Source organism: Actinomadura sp. NBRC 104425, assembly GCF_030269545.1.
Classification (GTDB): Bacteria; Actinomycetota; Actinomycetes; order Streptosporangiales; family Streptosporangiaceae; genus Spirillospora; species Spirillospora keratinilytica.
On the sequence record NZ_BSTN01000024.1, the window covers coordinates 23,484 to 41,234 of the forward strand.

At 71.4% G+C, this 17,751-nt stretch carries 20 protein-coding genes; 2 read left to right on the plus strand and 18 right to left on the minus strand.

Annotated features, from left to right (window positions below):
- Position 1: 1 nt before the first annotated feature.
- The 15 genes from nuoK to QSK22_RS26700 all read right to left on the minus strand — a co-directional run bounded on the left by nuoK (position 2) and on the right by QSK22_RS26700 (position 14,391).
- Entirely contained in the window at positions 2–301 is a 300-nt protein-coding gene (gene nuoK, locus QSK22_RS26630; protein WP_285497126.1) for an NADH-quinone oxidoreductase subunit NuoK, read from the minus strand.
- A complete protein-coding gene (locus tag QSK22_RS26635; RefSeq protein WP_285497127.1) occupies positions 298–1,263 on the minus strand; it encodes an NADH-quinone oxidoreductase subunit J in 966 nt (321 codons plus the stop codon). The genes nuoK and QSK22_RS26635 overlap by 4 nt, the downstream gene beginning before the upstream one ends.
- Positions 1,260–1,820 carry an NADH-quinone oxidoreductase subunit NuoI gene (gene nuoI, locus QSK22_RS26640; RefSeq protein ID WP_502872372.1) on the minus strand — a complete coding sequence of 187 codons (561 nt, stop codon included), beginning with the start codon at positions 1,818–1,820 and terminating at the stop codon, positions 1,260–1,262. The genes QSK22_RS26635 and nuoI overlap by 4 nt, the downstream gene beginning before the upstream one ends.
- 43 nt (positions 1,821–1,863) lie before the next feature.
- Entirely contained in the window at positions 1,864–3,237 is a 1,374-nt protein-coding gene (gene nuoH, locus QSK22_RS26645; protein ID WP_285497129.1) for an NADH-quinone oxidoreductase subunit NuoH, read from the minus strand.
- Entirely contained in the window at positions 3,234–5,729 is a 2,496-nt protein-coding gene (locus tag QSK22_RS26650; RefSeq protein WP_502872370.1) for an NADH-quinone oxidoreductase subunit G, read from the minus strand. The genes nuoH and QSK22_RS26650 overlap by 4 nt, the downstream gene beginning before the upstream one ends.
- A complete protein-coding gene (nuoF, locus tag QSK22_RS26655; RefSeq protein ID WP_285497130.1) occupies positions 5,726–7,030 on the minus strand; it encodes an NADH-quinone oxidoreductase subunit NuoF in 1,305 nt (434 codons plus the stop codon). The genes QSK22_RS26650 and nuoF overlap by 4 nt, the downstream gene beginning before the upstream one ends.
- The gene (gene nuoE / locus QSK22_RS26660; RefSeq protein WP_285497131.1) at positions 7,027–7,773 is read right to left on the minus strand and encodes an NADH-quinone oxidoreductase subunit NuoE; all 747 of its coding nucleotides are present in this window, start codon (positions 7,771–7,773) and stop codon (positions 7,027–7,029) included. Before nuoE ends, nuoF begins: the two co-directional genes overlap by 4 nt.
- Positions 7,770–9,017: an NADH-quinone oxidoreductase subunit D gene (locus tag QSK22_RS26665; RefSeq protein WP_285497196.1), complete on the minus strand. Its 1,248-nt coding sequence runs from the start codon at positions 9,015–9,017 to the stop codon at positions 7,770–7,772. Before QSK22_RS26665 ends, nuoE begins: the two co-directional genes overlap by 4 nt.
- A 104-nt stretch (positions 9,018–9,121) precedes the next feature.
- Positions 9,122–9,868 carry an NADH-quinone oxidoreductase subunit C gene (locus QSK22_RS26670; RefSeq protein ID WP_285497132.1) on the minus strand — a complete coding sequence of 249 codons (747 nt, stop codon included), beginning with the start codon at positions 9,866–9,868 and terminating at the stop codon, positions 9,122–9,124.
- The gene (locus tag QSK22_RS26675; RefSeq protein WP_285497133.1) at positions 9,865–10,419 is read right to left on the minus strand and encodes a NuoB/complex I 20 kDa subunit family protein; all 555 of its coding nucleotides are present in this window, start codon (positions 10,417–10,419) and stop codon (positions 9,865–9,867) included. Before QSK22_RS26675 ends, QSK22_RS26670 begins: the two co-directional genes overlap by 4 nt.
- Before the next feature lies 1 nt (position 10,420).
- A complete protein-coding gene (locus QSK22_RS26680; RefSeq protein WP_285497135.1) occupies positions 10,421–10,780 on the minus strand; it encodes an NADH-quinone oxidoreductase subunit A in 360 nt (119 codons plus the stop codon).
- 218 nt (positions 10,781–10,998) lie between these two features.
- Complete coding sequence (locus QSK22_RS26685) at positions 10,999–12,255, minus strand: geranylgeranyl reductase family protein (protein WP_285497136.1); 1,257 nt, start codon at positions 12,253–12,255, stop codon at positions 10,999–11,001.
- A 134-nt stretch (positions 12,256–12,389) separates the two neighbouring features.
- Positions 12,390–13,091, minus strand: coding sequence for a demethylmenaquinone methyltransferase (locus QSK22_RS26690; RefSeq protein WP_285497137.1), 702 nt, complete (start codon positions 13,089–13,091; stop codon positions 12,390–12,392).
- 24 nt (positions 13,092–13,115) lie between these two features.
- Positions 13,116–13,361: a DUF4229 domain-containing protein gene (locus QSK22_RS26695; RefSeq protein WP_285497138.1), complete on the minus strand. Its 246-nt coding sequence runs from the start codon at positions 13,359–13,361 to the stop codon at positions 13,116–13,118.
- Between the two features lie 70 nt (positions 13,362–13,431).
- Complete coding sequence (locus QSK22_RS26700; RefSeq protein ID WP_285497139.1) at positions 13,432–14,391, minus strand: threonine ammonia-lyase; 960 nt, start codon at positions 14,389–14,391, stop codon at positions 13,432–13,434.
- A 242-nt stretch (positions 14,392–14,633) separates the two neighbouring features.
- On the opposite strand from QSK22_RS26700, the gene QSK22_RS26705 reads away from it, so the two are divergent.
- Complete coding sequence (locus tag QSK22_RS26705; protein ID WP_021593176.1) at positions 14,634–14,837, plus strand: BldC family transcriptional regulator; 204 nt, start codon at positions 14,634–14,636, stop codon at positions 14,835–14,837.
- 68 nt (positions 14,838–14,905) lie between these two features.
- Here QSK22_RS26705 and QSK22_RS26710 read toward each other — a convergent pair whose 3' ends face one another.
- Positions 14,906–15,181: a hypothetical protein gene (locus QSK22_RS26710; protein ID WP_285497141.1), complete on the minus strand. Its 276-nt coding sequence runs from the start codon at positions 15,179–15,181 to the stop codon at positions 14,906–14,908.
- Positions 15,182–15,257: 76 nt separating this feature from the next.
- Positions 15,258–16,247 carry a hypothetical protein gene (locus QSK22_RS26715; protein ID WP_285497143.1) on the minus strand — a complete coding sequence of 330 codons (990 nt, stop codon included), beginning with the start codon at positions 16,245–16,247 and terminating at the stop codon, positions 15,258–15,260.
- A gap of 100 nt (positions 16,248–16,347) precedes the next feature.
- Here QSK22_RS26715 and QSK22_RS26720 point away from each other — a divergent pair, with 100 nt between their 5' ends.
- Positions 16,348–16,647, plus strand: a complete 300-nt coding sequence (locus QSK22_RS26720) for a PLDc N-terminal domain-containing protein (protein WP_285497144.1) — start codon at positions 16,348–16,350, stop codon at positions 16,645–16,647.
- Positions 16,648–16,716: 69 nt separating this feature from the next.
- Here the strand turns inward: QSK22_RS26720 and ccsB are convergent, their stop codons facing one another.
- A complete protein-coding gene (gene ccsB, locus QSK22_RS26725; RefSeq protein ID WP_285497145.1) occupies positions 16,717–17,751 on the minus strand; it encodes a c-type cytochrome biogenesis protein CcsB in 1,035 nt (344 codons plus the stop codon).

Genomic DNA, 17,751 nt, shown 5'->3' on the forward strand with positions numbered 1-17,751 from the left:
CTCAGTACTTCAGCAGGTTCGCGTCGTCCACCGACGAGGACCTGCGGGTTCTGAAGATGGTCATGATGATCGCCAGACCCACCACGACCTCCGCGGCGGCCACCACCATCACGAAGAAGGCGATGATCTGGCCTTCGAGGTTGCCGTGCATGCGGGCGAACGACACGAACGCCAGGTTCGCGGCGTTGAGCATGAGCTCGACGCACATGAACACCACGATCGCGTTGCGGCGGACCAGCACGCCCACGCCCCCGATGGTGAACAGGATCGCCGAGAGCGCCAGGTAGTGCCCGGGACTCATTGACCTGCCTCCCCTTCGCTCGTCGCGGCGCCGCCGGAGCCGTCCGCGCCGCCGGCCTCGGGCGAGCCGCCGGACACGGGGGTGCCGCTCTTGGTCTCGCGCCCCTCGGCGCCCGCCGCGTCCGCCTCGGCGGTCGCCGCGCGCACCGCGGTCAGATCCGCCTGGACGGCCGCCGTCTCACTGCCGCCCTCCAGGTCGGCGTGCCGCCGCGCGGTGTCGACGCGGGCCGCGATGATCGGGCTGACCGACAGCTCCGACGGGGTGCCGTCGGGCAGCATCGCCGGCATGTCGACCGCGTTGTGCCGGGCGTAGGTGCCGGGACCGGGCAGCGGGCCGGGGTGCTTGCCGGTCTGAAACCGCCGCTTGGCCAGGTCCTTCTGCGTCGGCTTGGGCGTGGTGCGCTCGCGGTGCGCCAGCACCATCGCGCCCAGCGCCGCCGTGATCAGCAGCGCGCTGGTCGCCTCGAACGCGAACACGTACTTGCCGAACAGCAGCCGCGCCAGGCCGATGACGTTGCCCTCCTGGTTGGCCTGCACCAGCCCGACCGAGTCGTCCAGCGCCGCGTTGCCGAGCCCCGCGGTCACCAGCACCAGGAAGCCGAGCCCGGCGACCGCCGCCCACAGCCGCTGCCCGCGGATCGTCTCCACCAGCGAGTCGGTGGAGCTCACCCCGACCAGCATCAGCACGAACAGGAACAGCATCAGCACCGCGCCGGTGTAGACGATCACCTGGACGAACGCCAGGAACGGCGCCCCCTGGACCGCGTACAGCGCGGCCAGCGACAGCATCACCGCCGCCAGCAGCAGCGCCGAATGCACCGCCCGCCGCATGAAGACCATGCCGAGCGCGGCGCACACCGACACGATCGCCAGCAGCCAGAAGAAGAACGGCTCGCCCGACTGCTTGTCGGCGACCTGCGCCAGCACCGGCGCGTACTGGGCCGCCAGCACCTGCGCGTTCACTTGTCGTCTCCGCTCTTGCGCTTGCGCCGGCCCTCGCGCGCCGCGGCCGCGTCGGCGCTCGCGCGCCCGTCGCCCTCGGCCGGGACGGCGGCCGCGGGCTCCTCGGGCTGCAGGCCGAGGCGGTAGTAGTCCTCCTCGGTCTCGCCGAGCCGCATGGGGTGCGGCGGCGCCTCCATGCCCTCGCGCAGCGGCGCCAGCAGCATGTCCTTGGTGTAGATCAGGCTCTCGCGGCTGTCGTCGGCCAGCTCGTACTCGTTGGTCATCGTCAGCGCCCGGGTGGGGCACGCCTCGATGCACAGGCCGCACAGGATGCAGCGCAGGTAGTTGATCTGGTAGACGCGCCCGTACCGCTCGCCCGGGGAGTAGCGCTCCTCCTCGGTGTTGTCGGCGCCCTCCACGTAGATGGCGTCGGCGGGGCAGGCCCAGGCGCACAGCTCGCACCCGACGCACTTCTCCAGCCCGTCCGGCCACCGGTTGAGCTGGTGCCGGCCGTGGAAGCGCGGCGCGGTCGGCTTCTTGACCTCGGGGTACTGGACGGTCTCGCTCTTCATGAACATCTGGTGGAACGAGACCCCGAACCCCTTGACCGGGTTCAGGAAGTCAGTGAGTCCCACTGGTGACCTCCTTGGACGGGGTACGGGTCTTGCCGGGCTTCCCGTGGTAGTGCGGGGCGTCCATCGGCGGCACCGGGAAGCCGCCCGCCGCGGCGTCCTTCGCAGCGGCGCCCTTGCCCACGCCGCCCGTGACGATGCCGGAGGCGGACTCGGAGGCGGACTCGGCGGCCGCGGCCTTCTCCGCGGAGCCGCCCCGGACCATCTCCCACAGGATGGTGGCGACCAGGACGACGGCGGCGACGACCGCGACGATCAGCATGATCTGCCGGACCTCGTAGCCCTCGTTCTTGAACGCCTGGATGGCGGCGACCAGCACGATCCAGCCGAGCGAGAAGGGCATCAGCACCTTCCAGCCGAGCTTCATGAGCTGGTCGTAGCGGACGCGGGGCAGCGAACCGCGCAGCCAGATGAAGAAGAAGATGAACAGCCACACCTTGACCAGGAACCACAGCACCGGCCACCAGCCCTGGTTGGCGCCCGCCCAGACCGTGGAGATCGGCGCGGGCGCGCGCCAGCCGCCCAGGAACAGGGTGGTGCACAGCGCCGACAGGGTCGCCAGGTTGATGTACTCGGCGAGGAAGAACATCGCGAACTTCAGCGACGAGTACTCGGTGTGGAACCCGCCGACGATCTCGCCCTCGCCCTCGGGCAGGTCGAACGGGATGCGGTTCGACTCGCCCATCATCGTGATCACGTAGACCGCGAAGGACGGGAACAGCAGCACCACGTACCAGGTGTCCGTTTGCGCCGCCACGATCTCCGAGGTCGACATCGTCCCGGCGAACAGGAACACCGCCACGAACGACAGCGACATCGCGATCTCGTAGGAGATGATCTGCGCGGACGAGCGCAGCCCGCCCAGCAGCGAGTACGGCGACATCGACGACCAGCCCGCCAGCACCACGCCGTAGGCGCCCATGGACGCCATCGCCAGCACCAGCAGCACCGCCACCGGCAGGTCGGTGCCCTGCAGCGGGGTGTGGTGCCCGAAGACCGACACCTCGGGGCCGAACGGGATGATGGAGAAGGCGATGAACGCCGGGGCCGCCGACACGATCGGCGCCAGGACGAACACCACCTTGTCGACGCCGCGGGGGACGATGTCCTCCTTCAGCGCCAGCTTGATGCCGTCGGCCAGGCCCTGCAGCAGGCCGAAGGGGCCAGCGCGGTTGGGGCCGACGCGCAACTGCATCCGGCCGATGATGCGCCGCTCGACCCACATCGACAGCAGCACCGTCAGCACGAGGAAGACGAAGATGGCCAGGACCTTGCCCAGGATCAGCCACCAGGGGTCCTTGCCGAAGTCCTCCAGCGTGGGGCCCGTCTCGGCGGGCGCGGCGGCCAGCGCGGTCAGGCTCATGCGGCACCTCCAGGCGTGGTCGCGGAGCCGGCTGCGGCGCCGTCACCCGCGGCGATCTTGACGATCTGGCCGGTGTCGGCGCCCAGCTCCCGGTACAGCGCGCAGCCCGCGGAGTCGGTCGGCAGCCACACCACGCGGTCCGGCAGGTCCGGGACGATCTCCAGGGGCAGCGTCAGCGCGCCGCGGGTCTGCGACGACACCGTGACCGTGCCGCCCTCGGCGGCGCCGATCTCGGCGGCGGTCGCGGGCGACAGCCGGGCCACCGCCGGTTTGGCGGTACCGGCCAGGTACGGCTCACCGTCCTGCATGCGGCCCTTGTCGAGCAGCAGCTTCCAGGTCGCCAGCAGCGCCTCGCCCTCGCCGGGACGCGGCGGCACGAACGGCGTCACGTCCGGCGCGGCGGGCCGCTCGCCCCGGTAGGCGCCCAGCTCGGTCAGCTCGCGGCGGGCGGCCTCGGGGCCGGGCAGGCCCAGGTGCACGTCCATCTCCCCGGCCAGGGCGTCCAGCACCCGCAGATCCGACAGCTTCGCGGCGGACTTGAGGGCGGTGTCGAACTGGCGGCCGCGGCCCTCCCAGTCGACGAACGTGCCGGACTTCTCCGGGACGGCCGCGACCGGCAGCACCACGTCGGCGCGGTCGGTGACGGCGCTGACCCGCTGCTCCAGGCTCACCACGAACGAGGCGGCCTCGATGGCCTCCAGCGCGGCGGCCGGGTCGGGCAGGTCGTAGGGGTCGAACCCGCCGACCAGCAGGGCGGCGCCTTCGCTCCGCGCGGCCGCCAGGATCCCGGCGGTGTCGCGTCCGGGGGCGGCGGGCAGGTCGGCCACGCCCCACACGCGGGCGACCTCGGCGCGCGCCTCGGGGTCGGTGACCGGGCGGCCGATCGGCAGCAGCCCGGGCAGCGCCCCGGCCTCCAGCGCGCCGCGCTCGCCGGCCCGGCGCGGCACCCACGCGATCTTCGCGCCGGTGACCTGGCCGAGCCTGACCAGGCTGGACAGCGCGCCGGGGCTGGCGGCCAGCCGCTCACCGGCCAGCACCACCGCGCCCGGCTGCGACAGCAGCCGGTGGATGGCGGCGACCTCGTCACCGCCGTCGGTGGCGGTGGTGAGGGTGCCGATGACCTCGGCCTCCGCGCCCGGCAGGGTCGGCAGCAGCGTGCCGCCCATCTTCTTCAGACCGCGGGTGGCGTACGGGGCGATCGAGTAGACCTTCACGCCCTTCTTGCGGAAGCCCTTGCGCAGCCGCAGGAAGACGATCGGCGACTCCTCTTCCGGCTCGAACCCGGCCAGCAGCACCACCGGGGCCTTCTCCAGGTCGGTGTAGGACACCTCGATGGAGCGGCCCGCGACCGAGGACGCCAGGAACTCGGCCTCCTCGCGCGAGTGCGGGCGGGCGCGGAAGTCGACGTCGTTGGTGCCGAGCGCGATCCGGGCGAACTTGGCGTAGGCGTAGGCGTCCTCAAGGGTGAGGCGCCCGCCGGTCAGCACGCCCGCGTTGCCGCGCGCCGCCGCCAGGCCCTTGGCCGCTATGGCCAGGGCCTCCGGCCAGGACGCGGTCTCCAGCACCCCGTCCTCGTTGCGCACCAGGGGGTGGGTGAGCCGGTCGGGCTGGGTGACGTAGGTGAACGCCCACCGGCCCTTGTCGCAGTTCCACTCCTCGTTGACCTGCGGGTCGTCCCCGGCCAGCCGCCGGGTGATCTTGCCGCGCCGGTGGTCGGTGCGCAGCGCGCAGCCGGACGCGCAGTGCTCGCACACGCTCGGCGAGGACACCAGGTCGAACGGGCGGGACCGGAACCGGTACGCCGCGCCGGTCAGCGCTCCCACCGGGCAGATCTGCACGGTGTTGCCGGAGAAGTAGGACTGGAACGGCCGGTCCTCGGCGGCGCCGACCTGCTCCTTGGCGCCGCGTTCGAACAGGTCGATGAAGGCGTCCCCGGCGATCTGGTCGGAGAAGCGGGTGCACCGGGCGCACTGGATGCACCGCTCGCGGTCCAGCAGCACCTGGCTGGACAGCGCGATCGGCTTGGGGAAGGTGCGCTTGGTCTCGGTGAACCGCGACTCGCCGCGCCCGTTGGACATCGCCTGGTTCTGCAGCGGGCACTCGCCGCCCTTGTCGCAGATCGGGCAGTCCAGCGGGTGGTTGATCAGCAGCAGCTCCATCACGCCGTGCTGGGCCTTGTCGGCCACCGGCGAGGTGAGCTGCGTCTTGACCACCATGCCCGGCATGACCGCGGTGGTGCAGGACGCCTGCGGCTTGGGCATGCCCCGTCCGTTGCCCGCGTCGGGGATCTCCACCAGGCACTGGCGGCACGCCCCGACCGGGTCGAGCAGCGGGTGGTCGCAGAACCGCGGGATCTGGATGCCCAGCAGCTCGGCGGCCCGGATGATGAGCGTGCCCTTGGGCACCTCGATCTCGAACCCGTCGATGGTGACCTTCACCAACTCTTCGGCCCGCTTTTCGGTCGGGGCGGTGTCGCCTTTGGTCACCGTCACTTGCCGTCACCTCCCCAGAGGGTGGAGGCGGCCGGGTCGAACGGACAGCCGCCTTGCTCGAAGTGCTGGACGTACTCGTCGCGGAACCGCTTGATGGACGACGTGACCGGGCTGGTCGCGCCGTCGCCGAGCGCGCAGAACGCCCGGCCGAGGATGTTGTCGGACAGGTCGAGCAGGGTCTCCAGGTCCTCCTCGGTGCCCTGCCCGGCCTCCAGCCGCTTGAGCATCTGCTTGTACCAGTAGGTGCCCTCGCGGCACGGCGTGCACTTGCCGCACGACTCGTGCGCGTAGAACTCCGACCAGCGCAGCACGGCCCGCACCACGCAGGTGGTCTCGTCGAAGATCTGCAGCGCCCGGGTGCCGAGCATGGACCCGGCCGCGCCGACCGACTCGAAGTCCAGCGGGACGTCCAGGTGCTCCTCGGTGAAGATCGGGGTGGACGAGCCGCCCGGCGTCCAGAACTTCAGCCGGTGCCCGGCGCGGATACCGCCCGCCATGTCGAGCAGCTCCCGCAGCGTCACCCCGAGCGGCGCCTCGTACTGACCGGGCCGGGTGACGTGCCCCGACAGCGAGAAGATCCCGAAGCCCTTGGACTTCTCGGTGCCCATCGAGGCGAACCAGTCGGGCCCGTTGGCCACGATCGAGGGAACCGACGAGATCGACTCGACGTTGTTGATGACCGTAGGCCCGCCGTACAGGCCGGCGACGGCCGGGAAGGGAGGCTTGAGCCGGGGTTGTCCGCGGTAGCCCTCGAGCGAGTCCAGCAGCGCCGTCTCCTCGCCGCAGATGTAGGCGCCCGCGCCGGTGTGCACCACCAGCTCCAGGTCGTAGCCGGAGCCGAGGATGTCCTTGCCGAGGTAGCCGGCCTCGTACGCCTCCGCGACCGCCTGCTGCAGCCGGCGGATGACGTGCAGCACCTCGCCGCGCACGTAGATGAACGCGTGGTTGGACCGGATCGCGTAGGAGCTGATGATGACGCCCTCGACCAGCACGTGCGGGTTGGCCATCATCAGCGGGATGTCCTTGCACGTGCCCGGTTCGGACTCGTCGGCGTTGACCACCAGGTAGCGCGGGTTGGGGCTGCTCGGCGGCAGGAACCCCCACTTCATGCCGGTGGGGAACCCCGCGCCGCCGCGTCCGCGCAGCCCGGAGTCCTTGACCGCCTGCACGATGGCGTCGGGGTCCATCGCGAGCGCCTTGCGCAGCGCCCGGTAGCCGCCCGCCCGTTCGTACCCCTCGCGGGTGAACGAGTCGGGCTGGTCCCAGTTCCTGGTGAGGACGGGGGTGAGCGTCGTGGTCACTTGTTGCGCCCCTCCTGACTACCGGGCTCGGCCTGCCCGTCGCCCCTGCCGTCCGCGCTGCCGTCCGCGCCGCCGTCCGGCGCCTGGTCGGCGGGGGGAGCGGTCCAGCCGTTGCGCTTGGCGACCTCCAGTCCGCGCAGCGACTCGGGGCCGGCCTGCACGCCCTCGTGCGCCCTCCCGTCGGGGAACCCCGCCAGGACCCGGGACGCTTCCTTCCAGGTGCACAGCCGGTTCGGCCCTCGGGTCGGCGCGACCTGCTTGCCCGCGCGCAGGTCGTCGACCAGCTGCCTGGCCTTCTCGGGAGTCATGTTGTCGAAGAACTCCCAGTTGACCATCATCACCGGCGCGAAGTCGCAGGCCGCGTTGCACTCCAGGCGCTCCAGCGAGATCTTGCCGTCCGGGGTGGCCTCGTCGTGGCCGACGCCGAGGTGCTCGCTGAGCTCCTCCCAGATCTGGTCGCCGCCCATCACCGCGCACAGCGTGTTGGTGCACACCCCGACGTGGTATTCGCCGACGGGCTCGCGCTTGTACATGGTGTAGAAGGTGGCGACGCCGGTGACCTGCGCGGGCGTGATGCCGAGCTGCTCGGCGCAGAACTCGATGCCGTCCTGGCTGATATAGCCGTCCTCCGACTGCACCAGGTGCAGCAGCGGCAGCAGCGCCGAACGCGGCTTGGGGTACCGCGCGATGATCTCCTTGGCGTCCCGTTCCAGCCGCTCGCGTGTCTCCACGGAGTAGCTCATCGGTCAACTCCCCCCATCACCGGGTCGAGGCTGGCGACCGCCGCGATGACGTCGGCCACCATGCCGCCCTCGCACATCGCCGGGACGGCCTGCAGGTTGGTGAACGACGGGTCGCGGAAGTGCACGCGGTACGGACGGGTGCCGCCGTCGCTGACGACGTGCACGCCGAGCTCGCCGCGCGGCGCCTCCACCGCCGCGTACGCCTGGCCGGCCGGGACGCGGAAGCCCTCGGTCACCAGCTTGAAGTGGTGGATCAGGGCCTCCATCGAGGTGCCCATGATGTGCGCGATGTGGCGGGGCGAGTTGCCCATGCCGTCGGCGCCGATGGCCAGCTGCGCGGGCCACCCGATCTTCTTGTCCTCGATCATCACCGGGCCCTTGACCGTCTGCAGCCGCTCCACGCACTGCTCGACGATCTTCAGGGACTCCTCCATCTCGCGCACGCGCACCAGGTAGCGCCCGTACACGTCGCAGGTGTCCTCGGTGATGACGTCGAAGTCGTAGGTCTCGTAGCCGCAGTAGGGCTGGGACTTGCGCAGGTCCCACGGCAGGCCGGTGGCGCGCAGCACCGGGCCGGTCACGCCGAGGGCTATGCAGCCGGTCAGGTCCAGGTAGGCGATGTCCTTGGTGCGGGCCAGGTAGACCGGGTTGTGGTCCATCAGCTTGCGCAGCGCCTGGATGCGCTTGGGCATGCGGTCCAGGTAGTCGCGCAGCTTGCTGAGCGCACCGCTGGGCAGGTCCTGCGCCACGCCGCCGGGCCGCACGTAGGCCATGTTCATCCGCAGCCCGCAGATCTCCTCGAACAGGTCGAGGGTGTACTCGCGCTCGATGAACCCGTTGAGCATGACGGTGGTGGCGCCGAGCTCCAGGCCGAACGTGGCGATCGCGACCAGGTGCGAGGAGATCCGGTTGAGCTCCATCATCATCACCCGGATGATCTGGGCCCGCTCGGGCACCTGGTCGGTGATGCCGAGCAGCTTCTCCACACCCAGGCAGTACGCCGTCTCGTTGAAGATCGGCGACAGGTAGTCCATCCGGGTGCAGAACGTTGTGCCCTGCGTCCAGGTGCGGAACTCCATGTTCTTCTCGATGCCGGTGTGCAGGTAGCCGATGCCCACCCGCGCCTCGGTCACCGTCTCGCCGTCGAGGGTGAGGATCAGCCGCAGCACCCCGTGCGTGGACGGGTGCTGGGGACCCATGTTGATCACCAGGCGCTCGTCGCCGAGGTCCTCGGCGCCGGACACGACCTGGTCCCAGTCCTGCCCGTTGACGTCGAAGACCCTGCCCTCGGCCGCCTCCTCGTCGGCGGCGGCGTAGGCGTCGTACTCGGTGTACTTGGTGGACGGGCTCACGTGTACGACCTCCGCTGGTCCGGCGGCGGGGTCTCCGCGCCGCGGTACTCGACGGGGATCCCGCCGAGGGGGTAGTCCTTGCGCTGCGGGTGGCCCACCCAGTCGTCGGGCATCTCGATGCGGGTCAGCGCCGGATGGCCGTCGAAGACGATGCCGAAGAAGTCGTAGGTCTCCCGCTCGTGCCAGTCGGCGGTCGGGTAGACCGACACGACCGACGGGATGTGCGGGTCGGCGTCGGGGCAGGCGACCTCCAGCCGGACCCGCCGGTTGTGCGTGATGGACAGCAGGTGGTAGACGGCGTGCAGCTCGGCGCCGGTGTCCTGCGGGTAGTGCACGCCGGACACCCCGGTGCACAGCTCGAACCGCAGGTCGGGCTCGTCGCGCAGGCGCCGCGCCACGTCCGGCAGCCGCTCGCGCCGCACGTGGAAGGTCAGCTCGCCGCGGTCGACGACGACGCGTTCGACCGCGTCGTCGAAACCGGAAAGGGACCGCTCCAGCGTGTCGGCGATCTCGTCGAACTCGCCGGGCTCGCCGGTGACGTCCGGCCCGCCGTAGGGACGCGGCGACGCCACCTTCGGCGCCTGCCGCACCACCAGGCGGCCGTAGCCGGAGGTGTCGCCGGTGGTCTTGGCGCCGAACATGCCGCGCCGGACGATGGGCTGCTCCTGCGGCTTGGGCGCGGGCTGCGCGGGCAGCCGGTCGGCGGCCTGCTCGGCCTTCTGCTCCGGATGCTGCGAGCTCACAGCGCACCTCCCGGCCGGCCGAGCAGCGGCAGCTGCCGCCGCTTGGCCTCCTCCAGCTCGGCGATCTGCCGCCGGCGCTGCGCACCGAGCTTGGTGTTGCGGATCTTGTCGTGCAGCTTGACGATCGCGTCCAGCAGCATCTCCGGCCGCGGCGGGCAGCCGGGCAGGTAGATGTCCACCGGGACGATGTGGTCGACGCCCTGCACGATCGCGTAGTTGTTGAACATGCCGCCGGACGAGGCGCACACGCCCATCGCGATGACCCACTTGGGCTCGGTCATCTGGTCGTAGATCTGCCGCAGCACCGGCGCCATCTTCTGGCTCACCCGGCCCGCCACGATCATCAGGTCGGCCTGCCGCGGCGTGGCCGAGGCGCGCTCCATGCCCCACCGGGAGAAGTCGTGCCGCGGGTCGCCGGTCGCCATCATCTCGATCGCGCAGCAGGCCAGGCCGAACGTGGCCGGCCACACGGAGCTGGCGCGCGCCCACCCGGCCACCTGCTCCACCGTGGTCAGCAGGAACCCGCTCGGGAGTTTCTCTTCCAGGCCCATGTCAGTCCCACTCCAGACCACCGCGCCGCCAGATGTAGGCGTACGCCACCAGCACGGTGAGGATGAACAGGACCATCTCCACCAAACCAAAAAGCCCCAGACGGTCGAAGGCGACCGCCCAGGGGTAGAGGAAGATGATCTCGATGTCGAAGACGATGAACAGCATCGCCGTCAGGTAGTACTTGATCGGGAAGCGCCCGCCGCCCGCCGGCTGCGGCGTCGGCTCGATGCCGCACTCGTACGCCTCGAGCTTGGCGCGGTTCCACCGCTTGGGGCCGGTGACTGACGCCGCCAGCACCGAGAAGACGGCGAACCCGAAGGCGAGCGCCCCCAGCACGATGATCGGAACATAGAGATCCATGTCTCTACAGCCCCTCCTCGGTTCGTACGACGCTGTACGAGGCACGCGGCCCGATGCCGCCCACCGGGGTGCGGGCGGCGCGGACCGGACGCGCCGACGCGGCGGCGCAACCCGTCGCACATCCGTGAAGTTCCTCACGGACACGGGTCGCCACCTTAGCCAAGGTGACCAAATCCACTCCCCTCGGGGGTCGGCCCACGCTCATGGCGTGCTCTCGCTCATGCCGCCGGCGCCACCTTCTGCATCGCGTTGATGAGGCGGTCCATGGCGTCGCCGCCACGCCGGTCGGTCAGGTTGGCCAGCAGCTTCAACGTGAAGCGCATCAGGGTGGGGTGCGGCAGGCCGTGCGAGGTGAGGAACTTCATCACCCGCGGGTCGCCGATGGCCTGGACGAAGATGCGGGCCAGGGTGAAGTAGCCGCCGTGCTCGTCCTTGAGGATGCGCGGGTACTCGTGGAGCGTCCGCTCGCGCTGGGCGGGGGTGCGGCGGGACAGCGCCTGCACCATGATGTCGGCGGCCAGCCGGCCGGACTCCAGCGCGTAGTCGATGCCCTCGCCGTTGAACGGATTGATCATGCCGCCGGCGTCGCCGACCAGCAGCATGCCGCGGGTGTAGTGGGGCTGGCGGTTGAAGCCCATGGGCAGTGCGGCGCCGCGGATCGGGCCGGTGGCGTGGTCCTCGTCGAACTGCCATTCCTCGGGCATCTGCGCGCACCAGGCGCGCATCATGCCGCGGTAGTCGACGTTCTGGAACGCCTTGCTGGTGTTGAGCAGGCCGAGGCCCACGTTGGAGGTGCCGTCACCGGCCGGGAACACCCAGCCGTAGCCGGGGAGCAGGCGCTGCCCGTCCCACAGCTCCAGCCACGCCTCCATGTAGTCGTCGTCGTGGCGGGGCGTGCGGAAGTACCGGCGGACGGCCACGCCCATGGGGCGGTCCTCGCGGCGGCGCAGCCCCATGGCGACCGACAGCCGGGTGGAGTTGCCGTCGGCCGCGACCACCAGCGGCGCGTGGAACTCCACCTCCTCGCCGAGGTACTTGGCGGTGACGCCGATGATGCGGTCGTTGCGCTCGTGCAGGATCGGGCCGGTGACGGTGCAGCCCTGCAGCAGCCGGGCGCCGGCCTTGGCGGCGTGCTCGGCCAGCAGCTGGTCGAGGTCCATGCGGGGGCGCACCAGGCCGTAGTCGGGGAAGCTGGCGAGCTCGGGCCAGGGCAGCTCGATCTTGACGCCGCCGCCGTAAATGCGCAGGCCCTTGTTGCGGGACCAACCGGGGGCGTTGACGTCCACGCCCATGCCGACGAGCGCGCGCACGGCGCGCGGGGTGAGCCCGTCACCGCAGATCTTGTCGCGCGGGAACGTGGCCTTCTCCAGCAACAGCACGTCGAGGCCCGCCTGGGCCAGCCAGTAGGCGGTCGACGACCCCGCGGGGCCTGCCCCGACGACGATGACGTCTGCCTGTCGGGTGGAGTCGGTCACAGCGTTCCTTCTCAGCTCGTTCGCTTGTGAAGTACTTCACAAGGTTTTCGTCAGGGAGTCTATTCCTTCTTGACGGCCGATGGGTACCTCTGGCCCGTCCCGGTTTTGGACCGGTCCCAACGGCCTTGCCCGGTTCAGCCCGCGTTCACGGCCCGGTGCAGCGCCACCACGCCGAACGTCAGATCGCGCCAGCGCACCGACGTCCAGCCCGCCTCCTGCAGCAGCCGGGCCAGGGCCGCCTGGTCGGGCCAGGCCAGCGTCGACTCGGCCAGGTAGCGATAGGAGTCGGGGTTGGAGCTGACCCGCGCGAGCAGCGGCAGCCCGTAGCGCAGGTGCAGGCGGTGCCCGAAGCGCAGCAGCACGTTGGGCGGGTGACTGACCTCACACACCAGCAGCCGGCCGCCCTTGCGGGTGACGCGGCGCAGCTCGCGCAGCGCCTGGACGGTGTCGGCGACGTTGCGCAGCCCGAAGGAGATCGTCACGGCGTCGAACGCCCCGTCGGCGAACGGCAGGCGCAGCGCGTCCCCGGCGACGAAGCGCGGGCCCGCCGGGCCGCCGTTGCGGCGCGTGCCCACGCGCAGCATGCCGAGGGAGAAGTCGCAGGCGACGGTGCGGGCCCCGGCCGCGGCGAACGGCACCGCGGAGGTGCCGGTGCCGGCGGCCAGGTCCAGCACCTTCTCGCCGGGTCCGGCGTCCAGCGCCCGGACGACCTCGCGCCGCCAGTACCGGTCGCGGCCGCCGGTCATGAGGCTGTTGAGGAGGTCGTAGCGTTCGGCGGTTCGGTCGAACATCGCGGCCACGTCGGCGGGCCGCTTGTCGAGGAAGGCGCGGGTCATGCCCCCCAGCCTAGGGGGCGGGGTTCAGGCGTCCTCTCGGGCGCGGGACTCCTGGAAACGGCTGCGGCGCCGACTCAGCCCCGCCACCACGGACGCCGACATCGCATCGCGCTGCGCGGACAGCAGCACATAGCTGATCAGCCCGCTGATCACCAGCGCGCCCAGCAGCAGGAACAGCGGCGCCTTCTGCATCGGCGTCAGCCAGAGCACGCCCGCGGTGGCCAGGAAGATGCCCAGGCGGGCGGAGGTGTAGACGAGGACGGCTCGCATGACAGTTCAGAGCCTACCTGCGCCGTTCGTCCCGTCCATCACCACCCGCCCCTCGGCGCCCCGCGAGGACTCAGGCGTAGATGTCCAGGAACAGGGCCGGATCGACATTGCCGCCCGACAGCACCGACACGTAGGTGCGCGCGTCCGGCAGCTCGTCGCGGCGGAACAGGTACGCGGCGGTCGCCACGGCACCGGCGGGCTCGGCGATCAGCCGGGCCTCGCGGGCCAGGCGGCGCACCCCCTGCCGGATCTCGTCCTCGGTGACCGTGACGATGCCGTCGACGAACTCGCTGATGTGCGCGAACGGCACGTCACCGAGCCGCTGGGCGCGCAGGGCGTCGGCGACGGTGCGGCCGGTCTCCTCGGCGGCCCAGGACACCGGGTGCCCGGCGCGCAGCGAGGCGCGGGCGTCGGCGGCCAGCTCGGGCTCGACGCCGATCACCTTCGCCTGCGGGCGCAGCGCCTTGACCGCGGCGGCCACGCCCGCCAGCAGTCCGCCGCCCCCCACCGGGACCAGCACCACGTCGGCCTCCGGGCAGTCCTGGGCGATCTCCAGGCCCACGGTGCCCTGCCCGGCCACGATCCGCGGGTCGTCGAACGGCGGAATCATCGCGAACCCGTGCGCCTCGGCGAGTTTTTCGGCGGTGGCGATCCGGGCCTCCATGGTCGGTTCCACGTACACGATCTCGGCGCCGTGCCGGACGCAGGCGTCGACCTTCACTCCCGGAGTGGTGTGCGGAATGACCAGCACCGCGCGAATTCCGAGCAGCCGCGCGGTGTAGGCGACGGCCTGCGCGTGGTTGCCGCTGGAATGCGTCACCACGCCGCGCGCGCGTTGCCTGTCCGGCAGCGCCGAGATCGCCGCGTACGCGCCGCGCAGTTTGAACGCGCCGATCGGCTGGAACGACTCGGCCTTCACCAGCAGCGGGGGGTCGGTCGAGGGAAAGGGGACCAGCGGGGTGCGCACGCAGACGCCGGCCAGCCGTTCGGCCGCCCGCTCGACGTCCGCCAGTGACACGAGATCCGACATGTGAGGGAGACTATGCCGTGCGGTGCGCCGCGCGGGAACCCTGGTTCCGGTGACGATTCGCGCGTGCTGCGGGGGCGGTTGTGACCGCAGGAGCCGAAGCACCATTTACTTCTCGTTATTTGCGCAGGTCAACCGGCTACGCTCGGTGATCTTTTCCGAAAACAAGGGAGAAATCGGTCTTGAGCCGCCACACTAGAAACAGTCCACCCGCACCGAGAGCGGGACAAAGGGGGAGAGACAACGTGGAAAGCACCAGCGAGCGCCTGCTGACCCCCGGAGAGGTCGCCGCCCTCTTCCGGGTCGATCCGAAGACGGTCACCCGATGGGCCGCGGCGGGCAGGATCAGCAGCATCCGCACTCCCGGGGGCCACCGCCGCTTCCGCGAGTCGGAAGTGCACGCGCTGCTGCGCGGGGAAGAGCCGGTCGCCGAGCACTCGGCGCGCTGATTTCGCGCCCGGTCCGTCCGGCCCGGCCGCCCGGCGGCCACCCCTCCGCCCGGCATCCGGTCGCGTGATCACCCTTCCGCTCCGGACGGTCCGTCGCCCTCCAGGTCCGCCTTCCACTCCTCGAACCGGCGCAGCAGGTCCGCATCCTCGTCCCGCCACCGGCGCCTTTTCTCCGCCAGCTCCTCCTCGGTCAGCGACTGGCCGAGCAGCCGGTCGTAGTCGGGGTCGCCGGGACCGATCTCCACATACGCCTGGGCGATGATCCGTCCCGTTCCCTCCGCGGAGTCGGCAAGAACGCTGTGCGGAACGCGGAGCCTGCCGTCGGGCAGCCGGATCACGTACATCGTCGATCACCTTCGGTGCTGGTCGTCGCACATCGGCATGTGCCGGTCGTCGTCGCGGCTGGTACGGATCGGCATGTCAGATCCCGAAGCGTCGGTTGAAGAACAGCATGACATCCAGCGCCAGCCGGATGTCGCCGGCGAGCATATCGACCAGAGCGGGGCGCTGGCGGGCGGAGATCGCGGCGAACGCGTCGGCGAAGAACTCGCGGCGGCCGAGCGCCGCGGGCTGCTTGTGGAAGTCGCTGGCCAAATGCGGGCGGACCCGGTCGTAGAGGGCGCGGAACTCCGGGCTGTCGGACGTCCAGCCGCCCGGGCCGCCGTCGATGTCGTCGAGCGCGTGGCCGACCTCGTGCATCATCACGTCGGGGGTCGGGGACGGCCGGTCGCCCACGACGATCTTGCGGTCGCCGTAGGCGCCCGCGCAGATGTCCCAGGTGGCCGCGCCGGACGGCAGGGGCCGGTCGCGCAGGTGGCCCATGTCGTCCAGCTGCGGGACGCCGCCCGGCCCGACGTAGATGCCGTCCAGCCCGGCGGCCAGCTTGGCCTTCAGCCGGTCGGGCAGGGCGGCCAGGCTCTCCACCGCGCGGATCACCTCGGGCGTCGGCGGGCCCTGCCGGGCGTCCCACTGCCGGTGCAGGATGCGCTCCAGCACGCCGCAGTGCCGCCGGCCGTCCGGGGCATGCGGCAGGCCCGGCGGGTGGGGTTCGACGCGCGGCTGCCGCGGTTCGTCGTCCAGTTCGAAGTCGCGCCAGGAGAAGCCGTCGCGGGGGCTGACGTGCCTGCCGCGGGGACGCTGCCCGCGGTCCGGGACGGCGTCCGGGTCGGCCTCCGCGCGGGGTGCGTCGGCTGCGGTGAAGGCGTCGTCGCGTCCGGCCTTGCGGAAGCGGCCGAAGCGGTCGCGCGGCTGGTTGAGGCGCGGCCGCACCCAGCGCGGGATGCGTGCCGCGTCGGCGGCGCGGGCCGGGTCCGGGGACCGCGGCGGATCCTGGGACGAGTCCGGCGGCGAGGGCGAGTACGCCGCGTCCCTGCTCTCCCGGGGCTTGCGGTGGATGCCTCTGAAGCGCATCGGGCTCCTCTGTCAGCGGGCCCGCTTCGGGCCTCCGTGGCAGAGTAAGCCCCCGGCCGACTCTCCGTCATCCCCGCACGTTACGGACTACTCTCTTGACATGGCGTATGTGCTGCTCGCCCTCGTCCTGGTCGGAGTGTGGCTGTTCTGTCTGTTCGACGTGCTGGCCACGGACGAGGAAGAGGTACGTCACCTGCCCAAGTTCGGCTGGTTTCTGATCGTGCTGCTGGGCGCCTTCCCCGGTGCGGGCCTGTGGCTGGCGCTGGGCCGTCCCCGCCGCTCCCTCGTCGGCATGCCCGGCGCCGCTCCCCGTCCGGACGCGCCCAAGGGACCCGACGACGATCCGGCCTTCCTGCGCGAGCTCGAACGCCGTCTGCGCGGCGACGACGACCGCACCTGATCACCGCGCCTGATCACCGCGCCCGGCCGCCGCGCCGGGGTCGGGCGCAGCGGCCGGGCGCGGCGGCGGTCAGGCGTAGGAGTGCAGGCCCGAGAACATGTAGTTGACGCCGAAGAAGTTGAACAGCAGCGCGGCGAACGCCACCAGCGACAGGATCGCGGCGCGGCGGCCCTTCCATCCGGCGGTCGCGCGGGCGTGCAGGTAGGCGGCGTACCCGATCCAGGTGACGAACGACCAGATCTCCTTGGGGTCCCAGCCCCAGTAGCGGCCCCAGGCCTCGTCCGCCCAGATCGCGCCCATGATGATGGCGGCGGTCCAGATCGGGAAGGCGAACGTGGTGACGCGGAACGCCATCCGGTCCAGGACGTCGGTCGCCGGGATGCGCGCCCACACGCCCTCGCCGGCCTTGCCGCGCGCCTCCTGCCGGCTCTTGAGCATGTAGAGGATGGTGGACGCGCCGGCGACGGTGAACGCGCCGGTCGCGACGATGGCGGCGGTGACGTGGATGGCGATCCAGTACGAGTTGAGCGCCGGGACGACCGGGCCCACCGAGTTGTAGAGCCAGATGTTGGCGATGCCGAGTGCGACCACCGCGGCCAGCATCACGAAGGCGCCGAGGAAGCGGGCCCGGAACCGCCACATCACGATCAGGAAGGCGGTCACCGCGGCGAACGCGATCGCGGTGAGGAATTCGTACATGTTCGCCCACGGCCACCGGCCCGCGGCGGCCGCGCGGGTCACCAGGACGCCCAGGTGCGCGCCCCAGCCGAGGACGTTCAACACGACGGCCAGCCGCGCCCACTCGACGCGGTTGCCGGCGGTCTCGTCCTGCTCCGCCCCGGCGGTCGCCTCGGCGGCCGGCTCGCAAGCCGCCGTCTCGGCGGCCGCCTGCGCGTCGCCGCCCGCGCCGGCGCCGACCAGCACCTTGGCCTCGGCCTTGACCTGCGCCTTCACCTCGGCTTCGGCGTCGGCCCCGGTCTCGGCGGCCGCCGGGCGGCGGCGGAAGCCGAGATCGGCCGCGTAGGCGACCATGGCGACGATGTACAGCACGACGGTGCTCAGCATGAGCTTGTCGCTCAGCTCGGCGAGCTCGGCACTACTCAC

What these genes read in the sequence shown, in the direction of transcription:
- nuoK (WP_285497126.1), bottom strand. Translation starts at nt 301, where the DNA reads ATGAGTCCCGGGCACTACCTGGCGCTCTCGGCGATCCTGTTCACCATC.
- nuoI (WP_502872372.1), bottom strand. Translation starts at nt 1,820, where the DNA reads ATGTTCATGAAGAGCGAGACCGTCCAGTACCCCGAGGTCAAGAAGCCG.
- nuoH (WP_285497129.1), bottom strand. Translation starts at nt 3,237, where the DNA reads ATGAGCCTGACCGCGCTGGCCGCCGCGCCCGCCGAGACGGGCCCCACG.
- nuoE (WP_285497131.1), bottom strand. Translation starts at nt 7,773, where the DNA reads ATGAGCTACTCCGTGGAGACACGCGAGCGGCTGGAACGGGACGCCAAG.
- QSK22_RS26675 (WP_285497133.1), bottom strand. Translation starts at nt 10,419, where the DNA reads ATGGGCCTGGAAGAGAAACTCCCGAGCGGGTTCCTGCTGACCACGGTG.
- QSK22_RS26680 (WP_285497135.1), bottom strand. Translation starts at nt 10,780, where the DNA reads ATGGATCTCTATGTTCCGATCATCGTGCTGGGGGCGCTCGCCTTCGGG.
- QSK22_RS26690 (WP_285497137.1), bottom strand. Translation starts at nt 13,091, where the DNA reads ATGACCCGCGCCTTCCTCGACAAGCGGCCCGCCGACGTGGCCGCGATG.
- QSK22_RS26695 (WP_285497138.1), bottom strand. Translation starts at nt 13,361, where the DNA reads ATGCGAGCCGTCCTCGTCTACACCTCCGCCCGCCTGGGCATCTTCCTG.
- QSK22_RS26700 (WP_285497139.1), bottom strand. Translation starts at nt 14,391, where the DNA reads ATGTCGGATCTCGTGTCACTGGCGGACGTCGAGCGGGCGGCCGAACGG.
- QSK22_RS26710 (WP_285497141.1), bottom strand. Translation starts at nt 15,181, where the DNA reads ATGTACGTGATCCGGCTGCCCGACGGCAGGCTCCGCGTTCCGCACAGC.
- QSK22_RS26715 (WP_285497143.1), bottom strand. Translation starts at nt 16,247, where the DNA reads ATGCGCTTCAGAGGCATCCACCGCAAGCCCCGGGAGAGCAGGGACGCG.
- QSK22_RS26720 (WP_285497144.1), top strand. Translation starts at nt 16,348, where the DNA reads ATGGCGTATGTGCTGCTCGCCCTCGTCCTGGTCGGAGTGTGGCTGTTC.